This window comes from Streptomyces spinoverrucosus (genome assembly GCF_006539505.1).
GTDB lineage: Bacteria > Actinomycetota > Actinomycetes > Streptomycetales > Streptomycetaceae > Streptomyces > Streptomyces spinoverrucosus.
Genome location: NZ_BJND01000005.1, coordinates 146,779 through 166,092, shown reverse-complemented (window position 1 = coordinate 166,092; position 19,314 = coordinate 146,779). Strand labels below are relative to the sequence as shown.

Annotated in this window: 18 protein-coding genes; 13 read left to right on the top strand and 5 right to left on the bottom strand. The window is 70.4% G+C overall.

Annotated elements, in window-relative coordinates:
* Position 1 precedes the first annotated feature (1 nt).
* Together SSP24_RS03705 and ssgD are read right to left on the bottom strand one after the other, a co-directional pair.
* Positions 2 to 1,624 (bottom strand): ABC-F family ATP-binding cassette domain-containing protein, encoded by a 1,623-nt coding sequence (locus SSP24_RS03705; protein WP_141307287.1) that lies wholly within the window; start codon positions 1,622 to 1,624, stop codon positions 2 to 4.
* Positions 1,625 to 1,911: 287 nt separating this feature from the next.
* Positions 1,912 to 2,328, bottom strand: a complete 417-nt coding sequence (gene ssgD / locus SSP24_RS03700; RefSeq protein WP_141307286.1) for a spore wall synthesis regulator SsgD — start codon at positions 2,326 to 2,328, stop codon at positions 1,912 to 1,914.
* Positions 2,329 to 2,557: 229 nt separating this feature from the next.
* On the opposite strand from ssgD, the gene SSP24_RS03695 reads away from it, so the two are divergent.
* The 3 genes from SSP24_RS03695 (at position 2,558) to mmpA (ending at position 3,870) form a co-directional block, all read left to right on the top strand.
* The gene (locus tag SSP24_RS03695; protein WP_141307285.1) at positions 2,558 to 2,881 is read left to right on the top strand and encodes a plasmid stabilization protein; all 324 of its coding nucleotides are present in this window, start codon (positions 2,558 to 2,560) and stop codon (positions 2,879 to 2,881) included.
* 57 nt (positions 2,882 to 2,938) lie between these two features.
* Positions 2,939 to 3,634 carry an endonuclease V gene (locus SSP24_RS03690; protein WP_141307284.1) on the top strand — a complete coding sequence of 232 codons (696 nt, stop codon included), beginning with the start codon at positions 2,939 to 2,941 and terminating at the stop codon, positions 3,632 to 3,634.
* Positions 3,635 to 3,723: 89 nt separating this feature from the next.
* Positions 3,724 to 3,870, top strand: a complete 147-nt coding sequence (gene mmpA / locus SSP24_RS42680; RefSeq protein ID WP_167529490.1) for a morphogenic membrane protein MmpA — start codon at positions 3,724 to 3,726, stop codon at positions 3,868 to 3,870.
* Between the two features lie 61 nt (positions 3,871 to 3,931).
* Here the strand turns inward: mmpA and SSP24_RS03685 are convergent, their stop codons facing one another.
* Complete coding sequence (locus SSP24_RS03685) at positions 3,932 to 5,122, bottom strand: saccharopine dehydrogenase family protein (RefSeq protein ID WP_141307283.1); 1,191 nt, start codon at positions 5,120 to 5,122, stop codon at positions 3,932 to 3,934.
* A gap of 91 nt (positions 5,123 to 5,213) precedes the next feature.
* Here SSP24_RS03685 and SSP24_RS03680 point away from each other — a divergent pair, with 91 nt between their 5' ends.
* The 4 genes from SSP24_RS03680 (at position 5,214) to SSP24_RS03665 (ending at position 10,362) form a co-directional block, all read left to right on the top strand.
* Entirely contained in the window at positions 5,214 to 5,594 is a 381-nt protein-coding gene (locus tag SSP24_RS03680; RefSeq protein WP_141307282.1) for an MmcQ/YjbR family DNA-binding protein, read from the top strand.
* Positions 5,595 to 5,747: 153 nt separating this feature from the next.
* The gene (locus SSP24_RS03675) at positions 5,748 to 6,887 is read left to right on the top strand and encodes a CaiB/BaiF CoA transferase family protein (RefSeq protein ID WP_141307281.1); all 1,140 of its coding nucleotides are present in this window, start codon (positions 5,748 to 5,750) and stop codon (positions 6,885 to 6,887) included.
* Between the two features lie 43 nt (positions 6,888 to 6,930).
* Positions 6,931 to 8,145: an acetyl-CoA C-acetyltransferase gene (locus SSP24_RS03670; protein ID WP_141307280.1), complete on the top strand. Its 1,215-nt coding sequence runs from the start codon at positions 6,931 to 6,933 to the stop codon at positions 8,143 to 8,145.
* Between the two features lie 33 nt (positions 8,146 to 8,178).
* Entirely contained in the window at positions 8,179 to 10,362 is a 2,184-nt protein-coding gene (locus tag SSP24_RS03665; RefSeq protein ID WP_141307279.1) for a 3-hydroxyacyl-CoA dehydrogenase NAD-binding domain-containing protein, read from the top strand.
* Here SSP24_RS03665 and SSP24_RS03660 read toward each other — a convergent pair.
* On the bottom strand, positions 10,348 to 11,052 hold the full coding sequence (locus SSP24_RS03660) for a MerR family transcriptional regulator (protein ID WP_174864581.1): 705 nt from the start codon (positions 11,050 to 11,052) through the stop codon (positions 10,348 to 10,350). The two genes, SSP24_RS03665 and SSP24_RS03660, sit on opposite strands and share 15 nt — an antisense overlap.
* 257 nt (positions 11,053 to 11,309) lie before the next feature.
* Here SSP24_RS03660 and SSP24_RS03655 point away from each other — a divergent pair, with 257 nt between their 5' ends.
* The 5 genes from SSP24_RS03655 to SSP24_RS03635 all read left to right on the top strand — a co-directional run bounded on the left by SSP24_RS03655 (position 11,310) and on the right by SSP24_RS03635 (position 15,548).
* Complete coding sequence (locus tag SSP24_RS03655) at positions 11,310 to 12,776, top strand: amino acid permease (protein WP_141307277.1); 1,467 nt, start codon at positions 11,310 to 11,312, stop codon at positions 12,774 to 12,776.
* Positions 12,777 to 12,818: 42 nt separating this feature from the next.
* Positions 12,819 to 13,343 carry a macro domain-containing protein gene (locus SSP24_RS03650; RefSeq protein WP_141307276.1) on the top strand — a complete coding sequence of 175 codons (525 nt, stop codon included), beginning with the start codon at positions 12,819 to 12,821 and terminating at the stop codon, positions 13,341 to 13,343.
* Positions 13,340 to 14,248 carry a PfkB family carbohydrate kinase gene (locus SSP24_RS03645; RefSeq protein ID WP_141307275.1) on the top strand — a complete coding sequence of 303 codons (909 nt, stop codon included), beginning with the start codon at positions 13,340 to 13,342 and terminating at the stop codon, positions 14,246 to 14,248. The genes SSP24_RS03650 and SSP24_RS03645 overlap by 4 nt, the downstream gene beginning before the upstream one ends.
* 102 nt (positions 14,249 to 14,350) lie before the next feature.
* Positions 14,351 to 14,767 carry a hypothetical protein gene (locus SSP24_RS03640; protein WP_229864777.1) on the top strand — a complete coding sequence of 139 codons (417 nt, stop codon included), beginning with the start codon at positions 14,351 to 14,353 and terminating at the stop codon, positions 14,765 to 14,767.
* 106 nt (positions 14,768 to 14,873) lie between these two features.
* A complete protein-coding gene (locus SSP24_RS03635; RefSeq protein ID WP_141307273.1) occupies positions 14,874 to 15,548 on the top strand; it encodes a DUF6766 family protein in 675 nt (224 codons plus the stop codon).
* 60 nt (positions 15,549 to 15,608) lie between these two features.
* Here the strand turns inward: SSP24_RS03635 and SSP24_RS03630 are convergent, their stop codons facing one another.
* Positions 15,609 to 17,132 carry a M1 family metallopeptidase gene (locus SSP24_RS03630; protein ID WP_174864580.1) on the bottom strand — a complete coding sequence of 508 codons (1,524 nt, stop codon included), beginning with the start codon at positions 17,130 to 17,132 and terminating at the stop codon, positions 15,609 to 15,611.
* Positions 17,133 to 17,346: 214 nt separating this feature from the next.
* Here SSP24_RS03630 and SSP24_RS03625 point away from each other — a divergent pair, with 214 nt between their 5' ends.
* A complete protein-coding gene (locus SSP24_RS03625) occupies positions 17,347 to 19,314 on the top strand; it encodes a Xaa-Pro dipeptidyl-peptidase (protein WP_141307271.1) in 1,968 nt (655 codons plus the stop codon).

The window sequence follows — 19,314 nt, the reverse complement described above, 5'->3', positions numbered from 1 at the left end:
GCTAGGCGGGATACCCGACAGCTTCTGGCGTGATTTCCTTCAGTTCTCTGTCCAGCAGCAGCCACCGCGTGATCCCGATCGACTCCAGGAACGGCAGGTCGTGGCTGGCCACGATCAGTGCCCCCTCGTACGACTCCAGGGCCGTGGTGAGCTGCCGTACGCTCGCCATGTCCAGGTTGTTCGTCGGCTCGTCCAGCATCAGCAGTTGCGGCGCCGGTTCCGCCAGCATCAGTGCGGCCAGTGTCGCCCGGAAGCGTTCGCCGCCGGACAGCGTGGCCGCCTGCTGGTCGGCCCGGGCGCCCCGGAACAGGAAGCGGGCCAGCTGCGCCCGGATCCGGTTGTTGGTGGCGTCCGGCGCGAACCGGGCCACGTTCTCCGCGACCGTCAGCCCGCCGTCGAGGACGTCCAGGCGCTGCGGCAGGAAGCGGAGCGGCACATGTGCCTCGGCCTCGCCCGCGACCGGCTGAAGCTCCCCGGCGATGGTGCGCAGCAGCGTCGTCTTGCCCGCGCCGTTGCGCCCGACCAGCGCGATCCGCTCCGGACCGTACAGGTCGAAACCGCCCTCGACGTGGGCGCCGTACGCCAGCTGCAAGTCCCGCAGGGTGAGCACGGTGCGGCCCTGCGGCACGGCCGTGTACGGCAGGTCGACGCGGATCTCGTCGTCGTCCCGCACCGCCTCCACCGCCTCGTCGAGCCGTTCCCTGGCCTCGGCGAGCTTCTCCTCGTGCATGATGCGGTGCTTGCCCGCGGAGACCTGGGCGGCGCGTTTCCTGAGCTTCATCACGGCCCTGGGCTCGCGCTTGATCTCGTACATCTTGTTGGCGTAGCGCGTCCGCTTGGCCAACTTCGTATGCGCTTCGACGAGTTCGCGCTTCTGCTTCTTCAGATCGGCCTCGGCCACGCGCACCATCCGCTCGGCCGCCTCCTGCTCGACCTCCAGTGCCTCCTCGTACGCCGAGAAGTTCCCGCCGTACCAGGTGATCTCGCCGGAGCGCAGATCGGCGATCTGGTCGACCAGTTCGAGCAGTTCGCGGTCGTGGCTGACCACCACCATGACGCCCGGCCAGGCCGCGACGGCCGCGTACAGCCGCTTGCGCGCGTACAGGTCGAGGTTGTTGGTGGGCTCGTCCAGCAGCAGCACATCCGGCCGGCGCAGCAGCAGCGCGGCCAGTCGCAGCAGGACGGACTCGCCGCCGGACACCTCGCCGATGGTGCGGTCCAGCTCGACATGGCCGAGGCCGAGCTCGCCGAGGGTGGCCAGGGCGCGCTCCTCGACGTCCCAGTCGTCGCCGACGGTCTCGAAGTGCTCCTCGGCCACGTCCCCGGCCTCGATGGCGTGCAGCGCGGCCCGCTGGTCGGCGATGCCGAGGGCCTCGTCGACGCGCAGGGCGGTGTCCAGGGTGACGTTCTGCGGGAGATAGCCCACCTCGCCCGCGACGCGGACGGTGCCGTCGACCGGCGTGAGGTCCCCGGCGATCAGTTTCAGCAGGGTCGACTTCCCCGACCCGTTGACGCCGACGAGCCCGGTCCGGCCGGGGCCGAAGGAGGCGTCGAGGCCGTCGAAGACGGAGGTGCCGTCGGGCCAGGCGAAGGAGAGGGACGTACAGGTGATCGAAGTATGCATAGGGGCCTCGCGGTTGCGTGATGCGGTCAGGGGCAACGCGTGTCGAGACACCGACAAGGCGGCGACCACCGGCGGGCCGTGGGGCCCAGGGGCGGGGGAGAACGAGAAAAGCCCTGCTCCGCAAGGACGGCTCGAACGCCGAGGTCGCACGCGGCGTGCACACCGGACGGGTGTGACGCGGTGTCTCAGGACCTCAGACGAGCAACGTCCTTCTCCAATCGGCGGCAACAGGACCGCTGTACACCGTACGAGGGGCGCCGGTACCTGTCAACGGATTAACGAGCGGGTCAGCACGCGTCCCGCATCAGCTCGGCCAGGTCGTGGTCCAGGTCGAGGTAGGCGTGCTCCAGGCCCTCGGGCACCAGCACGCGCGTCGCCTGCAGGAACTGCCGCAACTCACCCGAGCGGACATGCACGACGGCGGTGCCCTCGGGGGCGTGGAACTCCAGCACCGTCCGGTCGTAGCCGTACGGCCGCACGCGCACGTCGCCGTGGCCCTCGGGGCCGCGCAGACCGGCCGCCAGCAGTTCGCGGGAGAAGGTCCAGCAGACCTCCTCGCCCTCCAGGGTGGCCTGCGCCGGGAAGGTCATACGGATCGCGAACGGATCGGTCAGGTCGTAGCTCAGCGTCGCGGGGATGCTCGGCATCCGCGGCGCGGCGGCGACGAGGCGCGCCTCGACTGGCTGCTCGATGACGGTGGACATCGCCTTGCTCCCTTGTGACGGCCGGACGGACTCCCGGTGATGAGGCCGGGCACTGGGTGAGACGACGGAATCGGCGCGTCCGTGCACACGCGCGGGGTGACCTCCGTCACCGTGACCTGCCTACGGGGAGGGCCGCGTCGCCCGTCTGGAGAGCTGACCGCGCCCGGATTGCCGTATTCACCCACGATGGGGGTACTCGTTCACCCAACGTGAGAGGAAGTGAGCGGACATGCCAAGCGGTTCGAGCCCCAAACGAGAACGCCAATATGAGCACATCAAGAAGAGTGCTCAGGAGCGGGGCGAGAGCACGGGTCGCGCCAAGGAGATCGCGGCGCGCACGGTGAACAAGGAACGCGCCCGCTCCGGCGAGTCCAAGACCGCGAGCCGCACGTCCACCCAGGACATGTCGTCCGGCAAGCGCGGCGGCCAGCGGTCCGGCAAGGGATCCCAGGGCCCCACCTACGACCAGCTGTACGAGGAGGCCAAGCGGCGCAACATCCACGGCCGTTCGGACATGAACAAGCAGCAGCTGCAGCGGGCACTCGGTAAGTGAACTGATCCCGGGCGGCCCGGCCGACGGGCCGCCCGGAGCCGTACCCTCGTCATCACCATGACGACGACCGTACGCATCCCCGAAGGCTGGCCCACCACGGAGGAAGAGGCCCGCGCCGTCCAGGACGAGTTGCGCCGCAGGGTGGTGCTGGACGAGCCGGGTCCGCCGCCCGGCACTGGCCACGTCACCGGCGTCGACGTCGCCTACGACGACGAGCGGGACGTGGTGGCGGCCGCCGCCGTCGTACTGGACGCGGCCACCCTCGACGTCGTCGCCGAGGCCACCGCCGTCGGGCGAATCTCCTTCCCGTACGTGCCCGGCCTGCTCGCCTTCCGGGAGATCCCCACCGTCCTGGCCGCCCTCGACGCCCTGCCCGTCCCGCCCGGCCTGGTGGTCTGCGACGGCTACGGCCTCGCCCATCCGCGCCGCTTCGGGCTCGCCAGCCACCTCGGCGTGCTCACCGGCCTGCCCACGATCGGCGTCGCCAAGAACCCGTTCACCTTCACCCACACCGACCCGGCACCCGCGCGCGGGTCCTCGACGCCGCTGCTGGCGGGCGACGAGGAGGTCGGCCGCGCCCTGCGCACCCAGGAGGGCATCAAGCCGGTCTACGTGTCCGTCGGACACCGCGTCGACCTGGACACGGCCTGCGCCCATGTACTGCGCCTCAGCCCGCGCTACCGCCTGCCGGAGTCGACCCGCCGCGCCGACGCCCTGTGCCGCCGCGCCCTGCGGGAGGCCACCGCCGGCTGAGTCGAGGGATACCGCCGGGGCCTTCTGAGTACGCGGATGAGTACGCGTACGGATGCCGGTGCGCCGTCATGATCGGCAGGGTGGGCCGCATGACGACGCACCGTGCCCCCAAGCCCCTCGCCCACCCGACCCGGCCCGTCGAGCGCGCCGTGACGCTGGCGCTGGTCCTGGCCGTGCTGGCCGGTCTCGGCTGGATCGGCGGGATGATCTACACGCTGGCGGAGTGGTCGATGTAGCGGGACGGCAAGACCTGGCCACCACCGGCGTGCCGCCGCGCCGATGCAGCAAGACCCGGAACTACCTGCTCGCCGCCACCCGGAACGTGATCCCCGCCGCGCGCAGCCGTTCCAGCAGCGCGTCGCCCATCGCCACCGCCGTGGTGACCTGTCCGGCGGTCGGCGGGAGGTCGTCGAAGGCCAGGGACAGCGCCCCCTCGGCGAACATCTTCGCCGTCTCGCCGTACCCGGGGTCGCCGCCCGCGACCTCGGTGAACACCTTCCGGCCGCCGCCCTCGCCCACGAAGCGCACGGAGAACCAGCTCTTCGCCCGCCTCTCGGCGCTCGGCCCCTGACCGGGCTTGAGCCGGCCGGACAACCAGCGTCGGGCGGGCGGCAGTTGGGCGGCCGCCGTGATCGCGCCGAGCGCCGCGACCCCGCCCACCGCGACCGGCAGCCGTCGTACGGCGGCGTAGTGCCGGTAGCGAAAGTCGGGACCGTACCGATCGAGCGCCTTCGCCGAGCGGCGCACGATCTGCGGGTCGATGGTCGGCAGCGGCAGCGCCCAGGCACGCACCTCGGGGACGAACCGCGGCGCCCCGTTCGGAGTCGTCGCCCGCCGCCCCACCAGCCGCGGCTCGTGCCGGTGCCGCTCGCGCGCGGCGGCCGCCATCTGCCAGGGCCGCGCGAACTGGTTCAGCGCGGAGGCGAACGTCCCGCCCGAGAAGGTCGCGTGGGCGGTCACGAACCCGTCCACCGTCAGCGGCACGCCCTCCGGCAGCTGCTGGACGGTGTAGTACACGCCCAGGTCGTGCGGCACGGAGTCGAATCCGCAGGCGTGCACCAGCCGCGCGCCGGTCTCCCGCGCGCGTGCGTCATGCCGGACGTACATCAGGTCGACGAACTCGGGCTCACCCGACAGGTCGAGATAGTCCGTGCCCAGGTCCGCGCAGGCGGCCACGAGTTCCTCGCCGTACGTCACATAGGGGCCCACCGTCGTGGCCACCACGCGCGCGTGCTCGGCGAGTCGGCGCAGCGAGGCCGGTTCGGTCACGTCGGCCCGCAGCACCCCGATCTCCGCGCCCTCTGGCGACAGCTCCCGCAGCCGCTCGCGCAGCCGCGCCAGCTCCAGTTCGCTCCGGCCGGCGACGGCCCAGCGCAGGTTCTTCGGGGCGTGCGCGGCGAGGTACTCGGCCGTGAGCGTCCCGACGAAGCCCGTGGCTCCGAAGAGCACGATGTCGTACGGACGGTCCGCCCTGGTCGGCTTGCTCATGACACCCCTCGCTCCCGCAGCCCGCGCCGCTGTCGGTGGCTGAGGCTAGCGTGAGGTGTGCTGAGCCCGACGACGAGCCCGGAGGTGGACGGTGACCGTGCCCAGGAACGCCCTGAAGAAGTGGGAGAAAGTGCGCGAGTTCGCGCTCGGGCTGCCCGGCGCCGTCGAGGAGTTCCCCTGGGGCGAGTCCGTCGCCAAGGTCAACAAGAAGGTGTTCGTGTTCCTCGGCGTCGACGACGGCAGCTACCCGCTGGGCATCACCGTCAAGCTCAAGGACGACACCACCCACGCCCACGCCCTGACCGCCCCCGGCGCCGAGCCCGCCGGCTACGGCCTGGGCAGATCCGGCTGGGTGAGCATCCCGATGGAACCGAAGGACGCCCCGACGGCGGAACTCCTGTGCGACTGGGTGGAGGAGAGCTACCGCGTCATCGCCCCCAAGCGCCTGATAGCGGAGCTGGACGGACGCTGACGCCGCACCGGCGTGGTGGTGCCGCCGATCGCCTGGCACCCTGAATGCCAAAGTGATGTCTAAGCGCTTGCTCGTTCAGGCCTTGTGCCCACTGAAACACGTTCTTACCATCACCGGTGTTACATCGTTTGTGTCACAGCGACAGGGGGCTGGATGACCACGGCAAAGACGCCGCCACCGCGCGGCCCGCTCACCGGCGTCCGCGTGGTCGAGCTGGCCGGTATCGGCCCCGGCCCGTTCGCCGCCATGCTCCTCGCCGACCTCGGCGCCGACGTCGTCCGCGTGGACCGCCCCGGCGGCACCGGCCTCGCGATCGACCCCGACTACGACATCACCAACCGCAACAAACGCTCGGTGATCGTCGACCTGAAGTCCCCCGACGGCCCCGCCCGCGTCCTGGACCTCGCGGCCCGCGCCGACATCCTGATCGAGGGCTACCGCCCCGGCGTCGCCGAGCGCCTCGGCGTCGGCCCCGACGCCTGCCATGCCCGCAACCCCCGGCTCGTCTACGGCCGGATGACCGGCTGGGGTCAGGAAGGCCCCCTCGCCCACCGCGCCGGCCACGACATCGCCTACATCGCGCCGACCGGCACCCTCGGCATGATCGGCCGCCCCGACGAGGCCCCCGCCGTCCCCGCCAACCTGGTCGGCGACTACGCGGGCGGCTCCTTGTATCTCGTTGTCGGCGTCCTCGCCGCCCTGCACCACGCCCGCGCCACGGGCACCGGCCAGGTCGTCGACGCCGCCATCGTCGACGGCGCCACCCACCTCGCCGCGATGATCCACGGCATGCTCGCCGCCGGCGGCTGGCAGGACCGGCGCGGCGCCAACCTCCTCGACGGCGGCTGCCCGTTCTACGGCACCTACGAGACGGCCGACGGCCAGTACATGGCCGTTGGCGCGCTGGAGCAGCAGTTCTACGACGAGTTCGTCACGCTGCTCGGCATCGCCGACCAGGCCCCGGCCCGCAAGGACGTCACCCGCTGGGGCGAACTGCGCGAGACCGTCGCCGCCCGCTTCAAGACCCGTACCAGGGACGAGTGGACGGCCGTCTTCGAGGGCACCGACGCCTGCGTGGCGCCCGTACTGTCGCTGCGCGAGGCCCCGCACCACCCGCACCTCGCCGCGCGCGGCACCTTCACCGACCACGGCGGCATCACCCAACCCGCCCCCGCACCCCGCTTCTCCGCCACCCCGACCGCCGTCCGTACCGGCCCGGCCAGGCCCGGCGCCGACACCGCGGACGTGGCCCGCGACTGGGACGTACCGGGCCTGACGGAGGCGAGCCCGTGACGTCCCCAGCCTCCTTGCAAGCCCCTCACCGAAAGGCCCTCCAGTGACCACCGAAGCGTATGTGTACGACGCGATCCGCACCCCGCGCGGACGGGGCAAGGCGAACGGCGCCCTGCACGGCACCAAGCCCATCGACCTGGTCGTCGGGCTCATCCACGAGCTCCGCACCCGGTTCCCGAGCCTCGACCCCGCCGCCATCGACGACATCGTGCTCGGCGTCGTCGGCCCCGTCGGCGACCAGGGCTCCGACATCGCCCGGATCGCCGCCGTCGCCGCCGGACTGCCGGACACGGTGGCGGGCGTGCAGGAGAACCGCTTCTGTGCGTCCGGCCTGGAGGCCGTCAACATGGCGGCCATGAAGGTCCGTTCGGGCTGGGAGGACCTCGTCCTCGCGGGCGGCGTCGAGTCGATGTCCCGGGTGCCGATGGCCTCGGACGGCGGCGCCTGGTTCAACGACCCGATGACCAACCTCGCGGTCAACTTCGTCCCGCAGGGCATCGGCGCCGACCTGATCGCCACCATCGAGGGCTTCTCCCGCCGTGACGTCGACGAGTACGCGGCGCTGTCGCAGGAGCGGGCGGCGACGGCCTGGAAGGAGGGCCGCTTCGAACGCTCGGTCGTGCCGGTGAAGGACCGCAGTGGCCTGGTCGTCCTCGACCACGACGAGCACCTGCGCCCCGGCACCACCGCCGACTCGCTCGCCAAGCTGAAGCCGTCGTTCGCGGACATCGGCGACCTCGGCGGCTTCGACGCCGTGGCGCTGCAGAAGTACCACTGGGTGGAGAAGATCGACCACGTCCACCACGCGGGCAACTCCTCCGGCATCGTCGACGGCGCCGCCCTCGTCGCGATCGGCTCCAAGGAGATCGGCGAGCGGCACGGCCTGACCCCGCGCGCGCGGATCGTGTCCGTCGCGGTCTCCGGCTCCGAGCCCACCATCATGCTCACCGGCCCCGCCCCCGCCACCCGCAAGGCGCTCGCCAAGGCCGGGCTCACCATCGACGACATCGACCTCGTCGAGATCAACGAGGCCTTCGCCGCCGTCGTCCTGCGCTTCGTGAAGGACATGGGCCTGTCCCTGGACAAGGTCAACGTCAACGGCGGCGCCATCGCCCTCGGCCACCCCCTCGGCGCCACCGGCGCGATGATCCTCGGCACCCTCGTCGACGAACTGGAGCGCCAGGACAAGCGGTTCGGCCTCGCCACGCTGTGCGTCGGCGGCGGCATGGGCATCGCCACCATCGTCGAGCGCGTCTGACCGGCCCGTCCCAGATCCCGATACGGAGAAGCAATGACCGAGAGCACCACCATCCGCTGGGAGCAGGACGAGACCGGCGTCGTCACCCTCGTCCTCGACGACCCGGGCCAGTCCGCGAACACCATGAACCAGGCGTTCCGGAACTCCCTCGCCGCGATCACCGACCGGCTGGAGGCCGAGAAGGACTCCATCCGCGGCATCATCTTCACCTCCGCCAAGAAGACCTTCTTCGCCGGCGGCGACCTGCGCGACCTGATCCGGGTCACCCCAGAGACCGCGCAGGAGCTGTTCGACGGCGGCCTGGCGATCAAGCGCGACCTGCGCCGCATCGAGACCCTGGGCAAGCCGGTCGTCGCCGCGATGAACGGCGCGGCCCTGGGCGGCGGTTACGAGATCGCCCTGGCCTGCCACCACCGCGTCGCCCTCGACGCGCCCGGCTCCAAGATCGGCTGCCCCGAGGTCTCCCTCGGCCTGCTTCCCGGAGGCGGCGGCGTGGTCCGCACGGTACGCCTGCTGGGCATCGCCGACGCCCTCCTGAAGGTGCTCCTCCAGGGCACCCAGTACAGCCCTCAGCGCGCACTGGAGAACGGCCTGATCCACGAAGTGGCGTCGACCCCGGAGGAGATGCTCGCCAAGGCCCGCGCCTTCATCGACGCCAACCCGGAGTCGCAGCAGCCCTGGGACCGGCCGGGCTACAAGATCCCCGGCGGCACCCCCGCCAACCCGAAGTTCGCGGCCAACCTGCCCGCCTTCCCCGCCAACCTGCGCAAGCAGACGAACGGCGCCCCCTACCCGGCGCCGCGCAACATCCTCGCGGCCGCCGTCGAGGGCTCCCAGGTCGACTTCGAGAACGCCCAGGTCATCGAGGCCCGCTACTTCGTGGAGCTGGCCGCGGGCCAGACCTCGAAGAACATGATCCAGGCGTTCTTCTTCGACCTCCAGGCCGTCAACTCCGGCGCCAACCGCCCCAAGGGCATCGAGCCCCGCCAGGTCCGCCGGGTGGCCGTCCTGGGCGCCGGGATGATGGGCGCCGGTATCGCCTACTCGTGCGCCCGCGCCGGTATCGAGGTCGTCCTGAAGGACGTGTCCCTGGAGGCCGCCGTCAAGGGCAAGGGCTACTCCGAGAAGCTGTGCGCCAAGGCCGTCGCAAAGGGCCGTACGACGCGGGAGAAGGCCGACGCGCTGCTGGCCCGCATCACCCCCACCGCCGAGGTCCAGGACCTCGCGGGCTGCGACGCGGTCATCGAGGCCGTCTTCGAGGACACCGCGCTCAAGCACAAGGTGTTCCAGGAGATCGAGCAGGTCGTGGCGCCGGACGCGCTGCTGTGCTCCAACACCTCCACGCTCCCCATCACCGCCCTCGCCGAGGGCGTGCAGCGCCAGGCCGACTTCATCGGACTGCACTTCTTCTCACCGGTCGACAAGATGCCGCTGGTCGAGATCATCAAGGGTGAGCGGACCGGCGACGAGGCCCTCGCCCGCGCCTTCGACCTGGTCCGGCAGATCAACAAGACGCCGATCGTCGTGAACGACTCGCGCGGCTTCTTCACCTCACGGGTGATCGGCCACTTCATCAACGAGGGCGTGGCGATGGTCGGCGAGGGCATCGAGCCCGCGTCCGTGGAGCAGGCGGCGGCCCAGGCGGGCTACCCGGCCAAGGTGCTCTCCCTGATGGACGAGCTGACGCTCACCCTCCCGCGGAAGATTCGCAACGAAACGAAGGGGGCCGTCGAGGAGTCGGGCGGCACCTGGACCCCGCATCCGGCGGAGGCCGTCATCGACCGCATGGTCGACGAGTTCGGCCGCACCGGCCGCAGCGGCGGCGCGGGCTTCTACGACTACGGGGACGACGGCAAGCGGACCGGGCTGTGGCCGGGACTGCGCGAGCACTTCACGCGCGCGGGCGCCGAGATCCCGTTCAAGGACATGCAGGAGCGGATGCTCTTCTCCGAGGCGCTGGACACCGTCCGTCTCCTGGAGGAAGGCGTGCTGACCTCCGTCGCCGACGCCAACATCGGCTCCATCTTCGGCATCGGCTTCCCCGGCTGGACCGGCGGTGTCCTGCAGTACATCAACGGCTACGAGGGCGGCCTGCCCGGCTTCGTGGCCCGCGCGCGGGAACTCGCCGAGCGCTACGGGGACCGCTTCACCCCGCCCGCACTGCTGGTGGAGAAGGCGGAGAAGGGCGAGCGGTTCAGCGACTCAGCCCGTTCCTGACTCCGTGAGCCATTCGCCCAGCTCCTCCTTCAGCGACCGCTGGAACGTCGTCAGGAGCGCCTGCACCACCAGGGGGTGCATGTGGGCCGACAGGGACTTCACATCCCGCGGCCCACGCTCCGACACCTCGCCGCGGAAGAGCTGGGCGAGTTCGTGAGCCGCGGCGCGCGAGTGTTCGATGAGGACCTTGCGCGCCGCCAGGATCGCCTCCTGGGAGAGCGGCACGTCCAGCAGCCGGACACCGAGCCGCAGCAGACCCAGGTCGACGTCGTACGCGCCGCTCCCGGGCCGTACCACGTCCATCGCGGCCAGTCGCTCGACCTCACCGTCGGTCAGGGGCCGCCCCGCCCGCCGTTCCAGCTCCGCACGCGTCACCGTCTCCACCGTGTCCGGCGCCCAGGAGGCCACCACCGCCCGGTGGATCGCCAGGTCGTGCGCGCTGAGATCCGGCGGCAGCTGCCGCAGATAGCGTTCGATGGCCGCCAGCGTCATGCCCTGCCGCTGCAGCTCCTCGATGAGCTCAAGCCGGGCCAGATGCTCCCGTCCGTAGTGCCCCACGCGCCGCGGACCGATCACCGGCGGCGGCAGCAGACCCTTGGTGCCGTAGAAGCGGACCGTGCGCACCGTGACACCGGCCCGGGCGGCCAGCTCGTCGATCGTGAGGGTCGGCTCCTCGGTGTCGGTCGTCATGCGCAGCAGTATCGCTGTCTCACCAGTGCTGTGAAACCTCGTGGGCACCCTGTGATGAACCGAAGATGATCGTGGGATGGCCGTGCGGTGACGGTGTGAGAAGCAACGCTCTGTGACATGGGCCACCGTCTGTGGGCCGATTCATGTGGGAAAGTGCTGCCTTGGTCTGTGCCACGTCACGAGCGGGGTGCCGGACCGAGTCACGTACGGACACCCGAGCGCACGACGTTCGGGCGCACCAGAGAGTGGTACCACCCGTGAGCAAGGACGCCGTGGACACGGCCAAGGTCACCGCCGGGAACGGGGCGACCACGACGCCCGCGGACGCGGGCGACGCCGGCTACAGCAAGGACCTCAAGGCCCGCCACGTCAACATGATCGCCATCGGCGGCGCCATCGGCACCGGCCTCTTCCTGGGCGCCGGTGGCCGCCTGCACAACGCGGGCCCGGCGCTCGCGATCGCCTACCTCGTCTGTGGCGTCTTCGCCTTCTTCGTCGTCCGGGCCCTGGGCGAGCTGGTCCTGTACCGGCCGTCGTCCGGGTCCTTCGTGTCGTACGCGCGCGAGTTCCTCGGCGAGAAGGGCGCATACGTCGCCGGCTGGATGTACTTCCTGAACTGGTCGACGACCGGTATCGCCGACATCACCGCGATCGCGCTCTACACGCACTACTGGAGCATGTTCACCGACATCCCGCAGTGGGTGCTGGCCCTGATCGCGTTGGCCGTCGTACTGGCGGTGAACCTGATCTCGGTGAAGATCTTCGGCGAGATGGAGTTCTGGTTCGCGATCATCAAGGTCGCCACGCTGATCGGCTTCATGTTCGTCGGCATCTTCCTGCTGGCCACCCAGCACGAGGTGGGCGGCCAGACCCCCGGCATGAGCGTGATCACGGACAACGGCGGCGTCTTCCCGCACGGCCTGATGCCGGTCGTCCTCGTCATGCAGGGCGTGATCTTCGCGTACGCCGCCCTGGAGCTGGTCGGTGTCGCCGCGGGCGAGACCGCCGAGCCGGAGAAGGTCGTCCCGCGCGCGGTGAACTCGATCATGTGGCGCGTCGGCCTGTTCTACGTCGGCTCGGTCGTCCTCCTGGCCCTGCTGCTCCCCGGCTCGGTCTACTCGGCCGACGAGAGCCCCTTTGTCACGGTCCTGTCGAAGATCGGCGTCCCGGCGGCGGGCGACGTGATGAACCTGGTCGTCCTGACCGCGGCGATGTCGTCCCTGAACTCGGGCCTGTACTCCACGGGCCGCATCCTGCGCTCCATGGCGATGGCGGGCTCGGCCCCGAAGTTCACCGCCCGCATGAACCGCAGCCAGGTGCCCTACGGCGGCATCCTGCTGACCTGCGCGGTGTGTGTGCTCGGCGTCGGCCTGAACTTCCTCGTGCCGGCCCAGGCCTTCGAGATCGTGCTGAACGTCGCCTCGCTCGGCATCATCAGCACCTGGGTGATCATCATGGTCTGCCACCTGATCTTCGTCCGCCGCGCCAAGGCCGGCCTGGTGCAGCGGCCGCACTTCCGCCTCCCCGGCAGCCCGGTCACGGAGATCGCCACGATCACCTTCCTGCTGGCCTGCCTCGGCATGATGTGGAACGACCCCGACGTCGGCCGCAAGACCCTGCTGCTCATCCCGCTCATCGCCCTCGCCCTCGTCGCGGGCTGGTTCGGCATCCGCCGCCGGGTCTCCCAGACGGTGGACCAGGAGCTGACGAAGCTCACGAAGTAGCAGGTCACGGCCACTGTCAGTGGCATCGCCTACGGTGGCGTCGTGTCGGAGATCATTTATGTCCGGGGTGACGCCACCGTGCCGTCGGTGAAGGGCGTCAAGCTGATCGCCCATGTCTGCAACGACAGCGGCGGCTGGGGCAAGGGCTTCGTCCTGGCCATATCGCGCCGCTGGCCGGAGCCGGAGGCGGCCTACCGCGCCTGGCACCGCGACCGCGCGTCGAACGACTTCGGGCTGGGCGCGGCCCAGTTCGTCCAGGTCGAGCCTTACGTGTGGGTGGCCAACATGATCGGCCAGCGCGGCATCCTCCCCCACGCTCGGCTTCGCTCGCGTGGGGGGACCCCCATGGGCAGCAAGGGCGTCCCCGTGCGCTACGAGGCGATCGACACCGCCCTCGGCCGCCTCGCCGACAAGGCGGCCGAACTGAACGCCTCGGTCCACATGCCGCGGATAGGCTGCGGCCTGGCCGGTGGCAAGTGGTCCAGCGTGGAACCGCTCATCATTGAGCGGCTGGTGCGGCGGGGCATCGCCGTGACGGTCTACGACCACGGGGAGGGCGGAAGGTGAGCACCGACACGGACGTCCTCGTACTGGGCGGCGCGGGCGTGGACACCATCGTGTACGTGCCGGAGCTGCCGCTTCCGTACGCCGACAGCTACATGATCGACTCCGGGATCCGCACCCGCGCGGGCCAGACCGGCGACTTCGTCGCCCTCGGCCTCAGCGCCCTGGGTCTGCGCACCCACCACCTCGACCTGCTCGGCGACGACCCCGAGGGCGAACTGGTCCGGGCCCTGCACCGCGAGAAGGGCGTCGCCCTCACCGCCATCCCGCAGCCCGCCGGTACCAAGCGTGCGGTCAACCTCGTCGGCCCCGACGGCCGGCGCCTCTCCCTCTACGACACGAGCCGCTCGCACGCCGACGACCGGCTGCCCGAGGCGACGGTCCGGGCACTGGCGGAGTCGAGCCGCCACGTCCACGTCTCCATCACCCACCCCTGCGCCCACGCCCTGCCCGTGCTCCACGAGACCGGCGTGCCCCTCTCCACCGACCTGCACGACTGGGACGGCGAGAACCCCTACCACGAGCCCTTCGCCCTCGCCGCGGACATCGTCTTCCTCTCCGCCGCCGCCCTCACCGACCCCGAACGCACCATGCGCCGCATCGTCGAACACGGCCGCGCGCGGCTGGTCGTCGCCACGGCCGGCGCCGAAGGCGCGTACCTCCTCACCGACGGCGACCTGACCCACGTCCCGGCGGTTCCACCCCCCGCCCCGGTGGTGGACTCCAACGGCGCGGGCGACGCCTTCGCCGCGGCCTTCCTCTTCGGCCACCTGGACGGCGCACCGCCCCGCCGATGCGCCCTGTACGGCGCGGTGGCCGGCGCCCACGCATGCACGGTGCCGTCCACCGAGACGGCGGCCATTGGCCGGGACCGCCTCCTTGAGCGCGCCGCCGAGATGGACCACTGAAATGCAGGTGAGGGCAGCCGCCCTCCCGCGTATTCCGCCGCGACAGGGGTACACGACTGTGCATGATGGGGCGCGAGTGCCCGCCCCATGTACAGAGGCAGCGTGAGAACAGTGCGCCGAACCGGAACGCTGATCCTCGCGTCCCTGCTGGGACTGGCCCTCGGCGGCTGTGGCAGCGCCGGGGAACGCAGCGTGGACGCCTCTGCCGCGGCGACCGAATTCGAGCGACTGCTGAGTTCCGCCGATTTCAAGGGCCTCTGCGCTGCACTCGCACCGGAAACCCGCAGCGAATTGGCGGAATCCGAGAAAACGAGCTGCGCCGAGGCGATCGCCGCTCAGGACATCCCCTTCGGCGGCGCGGTCCGGAAAGTGGATGTCTACGGGAGACAGGCTCGGGTCGTACTGGAATCGGACACGCTGTTCCTGTCGCAGTTCCGGGACGGCTGGAAAGTTGTCGCCGCTGGGTGCACTCCCCGGTCGGGGGGCCTGCCCTATCAGTGCACGATCAAAGGAGGCTGAGGACGGATGCGGGTCATGTTCACGGTCTGTCTTGTGGTCGTCTTCGGCAGCCTGCTCTACTTCGGGTTCCTCGGCCTGACGTACCGCTGACGGGAAGGAGCGGGGCATGCGCCGATTCGTGCGCGAGAACGGCCTGACCCTGAGCTTCGGCATCGCGTTCCTGCTGGCTCTCGCCGGACACGCGATCGCCGGTCACACGGAGTTCAACAATCAGCAGGCCGCGGACGGGCTGGCACAGATCGGCCTCGGCGACTATCTCATGTCGTCCGACTTCGCGGTGGACGTGACAGAGAACTGGCAGTCGGAGTATCTGCAGTTCTTCCTCTACATCACCGTGACCGTCTGGCTGCTGCAACGGGGCTCACCCGAATCAAAGGAAATGCACAAGGCCGGTAAGGAATCTGACAAGGAGCAGCGAGTGGGACGCCACGCCCGGGAGGATTCGCCGCGCTGGGCGGGTGCCGGAGGGATGCGACAAGCGGTCTTTTCCCGCTCGCTCGGGCTGGTGATGGGCACGATATTCGTCTTGTCGTGGCTGGTCCAGGCGACCGCCGGAGTCTCCGCGTACAACGAGCAACAACTCAGACAACTCCAGGCGCCCATCAGCTGGGGCGCCTATGTGGGATCTGCCGATTTCTGGAGCCGGACCTTGCAGAACTGGCAGTCCGAATTCCTCGCGGTGGCCTCGATGGCCATTCTCTCCGTCTACCTTCGGCAGCGCGGCTCGCCGGAATCCAAACCGGTGGGCGCACCCCATTCGGCGACCGGAGTGGAAGGATAAGTCTCCGTACGGCGCGGACCCGGGGAAAATCACCGATTCGCCCCGGGCCGCACACTCGCGTTACTCGGCGTGCCCGTGCTCATGGTCGTGCACGCCATTGGTCGCCGCGATCTTCTTCCACGACTTCGGCTGCTCCGGCGCCCCCTTCGTCCCCAGCGCACGGGCCGAGATCGAAGCCTCCCGCGCCGCCGGCGCCCCCGGCTTCGACGGCTGGAACAGCCAGGTGTCGAACAGCGCGGTCAGCCGCTTCCCGGACACCCGCTCCGCGTACTTCCTGAAGTCGGCGACCGAGGCGTTGCCGTGGGCGTACTTCCGCGGCCAGCCCTTCAGGACGGCGAAGAAGTCCTCGTCGCCGATCGCGTTGCGCAGCGCCTGCAGGGCCAGCGCACCCCGGTCGTACACGGCCAGGTGGAACTGGTTCTCCGGCCCCGGGTCACCGGGACGGACCGTCCAGAACGGATCGTCCGCCGGGCGTGACGCGTACACGTAGTCGGCGATCTCCTGCGCCGTCCCCTCGCCCTCGTACTCGGACCACAGCCACTGCGCGTACCGGGCGAAGCCCTCGTTGACCCAGATGTCCTTCCACTGGGACACCGACACCAGGTCGCCGTACCACTGGTGGGCCAGCTCGTGCACGACGACCGACGTGTTCGACCCGTTTGCGAACTGCCGGGGGCTGTAGAACGGGCGGGTCTGCGTCTCCAACGCGTAGCCGGTGGTGGTGTTCGGCACGTATCCGCCGAGGGCGTTGTAGGGATACGGCCCGAAGTAGTCGGTCAGCCAGTCGGCGATCTCACCGGTCCGCTCGACGCTGGCCCGTGCCGCGCCGGCGATGTCGCCCAGGTCCTTGCTGTAGGCGTTGATGACCGGAATGCCGCTGTCCGTCGTCGCGGTCGTGACGTCGAACTTGCCGACCGCGAGCGTGGCGAGGTAGGTGGCCTGCGGCTTGTTGGACCGCCAGCTGTAGCGGGTCCACCCGGCCCGTGAACTCGTCGATTGAAGCGTGCCGTTGGAGATGGCCTGCGTGCCGTCCGGCACCTGCACCGAGATGTCGTAGGTGGCCTTGTCCAGGGGGTGGTCGTTGCTCGGGAACCACCACCACGCCGACTCGGGCTCACCGGCCGCGACCCCGCCGTCCGGCGTACGCAGCCAGCTGGTGAAGCCGTACGCCTGCTCCGACGACGGCACCCCGCTGTAGCGCACCACGACGGTGACGGACGTTCCCTTGGCCAGCGGTTTGCTCGGTGTGACCTGCAGTTCGTGCTGGCCCGAGGTCGCGAACCGCGCCTTCGCGCCGTTGACCCGCACCTCGCTCACATCCAGCAGGAAGTCCAGGTTGAACCGGGACAGATCCTGCGTGGTCCGGGCCAGCAGGGTCGCCGTACCCTCCAGCCGGTCGTTCGCGGGCTGGTACTTCAGCCTGAGGTCGTAGTGGGAGACGTCGTATCCGCCGTTGCCGTACGCCGGGTAGTAGGGGTCGCCGATGCCCGGAGCGCCGGGGGAGTGGCTCGCGGCCGATGCCGGGATCGCCAGCAGAAGGGAGGCCGCAGCGAGTGCGCCCGGCGTGGTGAGTCTGCGGTGCACTGAAGCTCCAAGTCGTAGGGGCGGGAGGACCGTTCGGAGCCCATTCATGCCCAGCGCAACAGCCCTGTCCACAACAACCGCTGTCACGAGATCACCATTCGGCCGTCATACACCCGGACGCCGCAACGTCGCTTTCCAGCCACCAGCCATAGGCCATGAGGGTCCCTCAGTCGTCCCCTTCTGCACTTGAGTTGCGGACGGTACCGTCCGGCGCATGCCTCTACGCATGCGCTTCACGACCTGGAGACCGCTCGCGACGGCGGCCATCGCCGCCCTGACGGCCACCCTGCTCACCCCCGCCACGGCGCACACCGCGCCTCGCACGAGCCAACCCGTCTACTCGTACGAGAACGCCGTCCGCGAGGCCGTCTGGGTGGACACCGGCCTCGACGGCGACGGCGACGGCCGGACGGACCGTGTCGCCGTCGACATCGTCCGCCCGCGCGAAGCCGCCCAGCGTGGCCGGAAGATCCCCGTCATCATGGACGCCAGCCCCTACTACTCATGCTGCGGGCGCGGCAACGAGAGCCAGAAGAAGACGTACGACGCGAACGGCGACGTCGTCCAGATGCCGCTGTTCTACGACAACTACTTCGTACCGCGCGGCTACGCCTTCGTCGGCGTCGACCTCTCCGGTACCAACCGCTCCGACGGCTGCGTCGACGTCGGCGGCCGCTCCGACGTCCACTCGGCGAAGGCCGTCGTCGACTGGCTGAACGGCCGCGCCAAGGCCTACACCACCCGCACCGGCGCGACCCGCGCCAAGGCCACCTGGACCAACGGCAGGACCGGGATGATCGGCAAGAGCTGGGACGGCACCATCGCCAACGGCGTCGCGGCCACCGGCGTCGAGGGCCTGGAGACGATCGTGCCGATCAGTGCCATCTCCTCCTGGTACGACTACTACTTCCAGCAGGGCGCCCCGCTGTACGACTCCGGCCCCGACTGGCTGTCGAACTACGTCAACAGCCCCGACGCCCGCGCCAAGTGCGCCGCCGTCCAGCAGCGACTCGCCGACGGCGCCCCGCGCACCGGCGACTGGACGCCGCTGTGGACCGAGCGCGACTACGTGAAGGACGCGCGCAAGGTGAAGGCGAGCGTCTTCCTGATCCACGGCATGCAGGACCTCAACGTCCGTATGAAGCATGTCGGCCAGTGGTGGGACGCCCTCGCGAGGAACGGCGTCGAGCGCAAGATCTGGCTGTCCCAGACAGGCCATGTCGACCCCTTCGACTTCCGGCGTGCGGAGTGGGTGGAGACCCTGCACCGCTGGTTCGACCACGAACTCCTCGGCTACGACAACGGCATCGACCGCGAGCCGATGGCCGACATCGAGCGCCACCCCGACCAGTGGGTCACCTCCAAGATCTGGCCCCCGCGCGGAACCGACACAACCACCCTGCGCCCCGCCAAGGGCACCGAGGCGGGTCTCGGCACCCTCGGCCTGCGCAGGGGCAAGGGCACCGAGACCTTCACCGACGACCCGCGGCACAGCGAGACCGACTGGGCCGCGCACATCGACCAGCCCACCTCCGACAAGGCGGGCTTCGTGACCAAGCCGCTCACCCGCGACCTGCGCCTGTCCGGCTCCACCGAGGTCACCGTCACCGCGACCCCCACCACTCGCACGGCCCATCTCTCGGCCGTCCTCGTGGACCTCGGCCCCGCCACCATCCGCGACTACGCCGACGCCGCCGAGGGCATCACCACCCTCCCCGACCGCACCTGCTGGGGCCCGTCCACCACCGGCGACAGCGCCTGCTTCAAGGAGACCAGTGCCAAGACGACCGACGTCGAGCACACCATCGTCAGCCGCGGCTGGGCCGACCTCGGCAACCACGCCTCCGACCTGACGGGCCGCCCGCTCACCCCGGGCAAGCGGTACACCATCACCCTCGACGTGGCCGCGACCGACCACGTCGTCCCGGCGGGCCACCGGCTGGCCCTGATCATCGCGGGCACCGACAAGGACCTCATCGACCCTCCGGCCGACACTCCCACGCTCACCCTGGACCTGTCTCGCACCTTCGCCCGCGTCCCGCTGGTCGGCGGCACGGCAGCGTTCGCCCTGGCCACGGCGGGCACCGCGACGGCGGTGACCCCGGCGCCGTACGAAAAGCTCGACGGAGTCGACGCACCGCGCGCCGCTCAGCGCGTGCCCGGCCCTCGCAACACCAACTGA

Bases quoted from the DNA above. Each gene is read 5' to 3' on its own strand.
- SSP24_RS03705 (WP_141307287.1), bottom strand. From the start codon at position 1,624: ATGCATACTTCGATCACCTGTACGTCCCTCTCCTTCGCCTGGCCCGAC.
- ssgD (WP_141307286.1), bottom strand. From the start codon at position 2,328: ATGTCCACCGTCATCGAGCAGCCAGTCGAGGCGCGCCTCGTCGCCGCC.
- SSP24_RS03695 (WP_141307285.1), top strand. From the start codon at position 2,558: ATGCCAAGCGGTTCGAGCCCCAAACGAGAACGCCAATATGAGCACATC.
- SSP24_RS03690 (WP_141307284.1), top strand. From the start codon at position 2,939: ATGACGACGACCGTACGCATCCCCGAAGGCTGGCCCACCACGGAGGAA.
- mmpA (WP_167529490.1), top strand. From the start codon at position 3,724: ATGACGACGCACCGTGCCCCCAAGCCCCTCGCCCACCCGACCCGGCCC.
- SSP24_RS03685 (WP_141307283.1), bottom strand. From the start codon at position 5,122: ATGAGCAAGCCGACCAGGGCGGACCGTCCGTACGACATCGTGCTCTTC.
- SSP24_RS03675 (WP_141307281.1), top strand. From the start codon at position 5,748: ATGACCACGGCAAAGACGCCGCCACCGCGCGGCCCGCTCACCGGCGTC.
- SSP24_RS03665 (WP_141307279.1), top strand. From the start codon at position 8,179: ATGACCGAGAGCACCACCATCCGCTGGGAGCAGGACGAGACCGGCGTC.
- SSP24_RS03660 (WP_174864581.1), bottom strand. From the start codon at position 11,052: ATGACGACCGACACCGAGGAGCCGACCCTCACGATCGACGAGCTGGCC.
- SSP24_RS03635 (WP_141307273.1), top strand. From the start codon at position 14,874: ATGCGCCGATTCGTGCGCGAGAACGGCCTGACCCTGAGCTTCGGCATC.
- SSP24_RS03625 (WP_141307271.1), top strand. From the start codon at position 17,347: ATGCCTCTACGCATGCGCTTCACGACCTGGAGACCGCTCGCGACGGCG.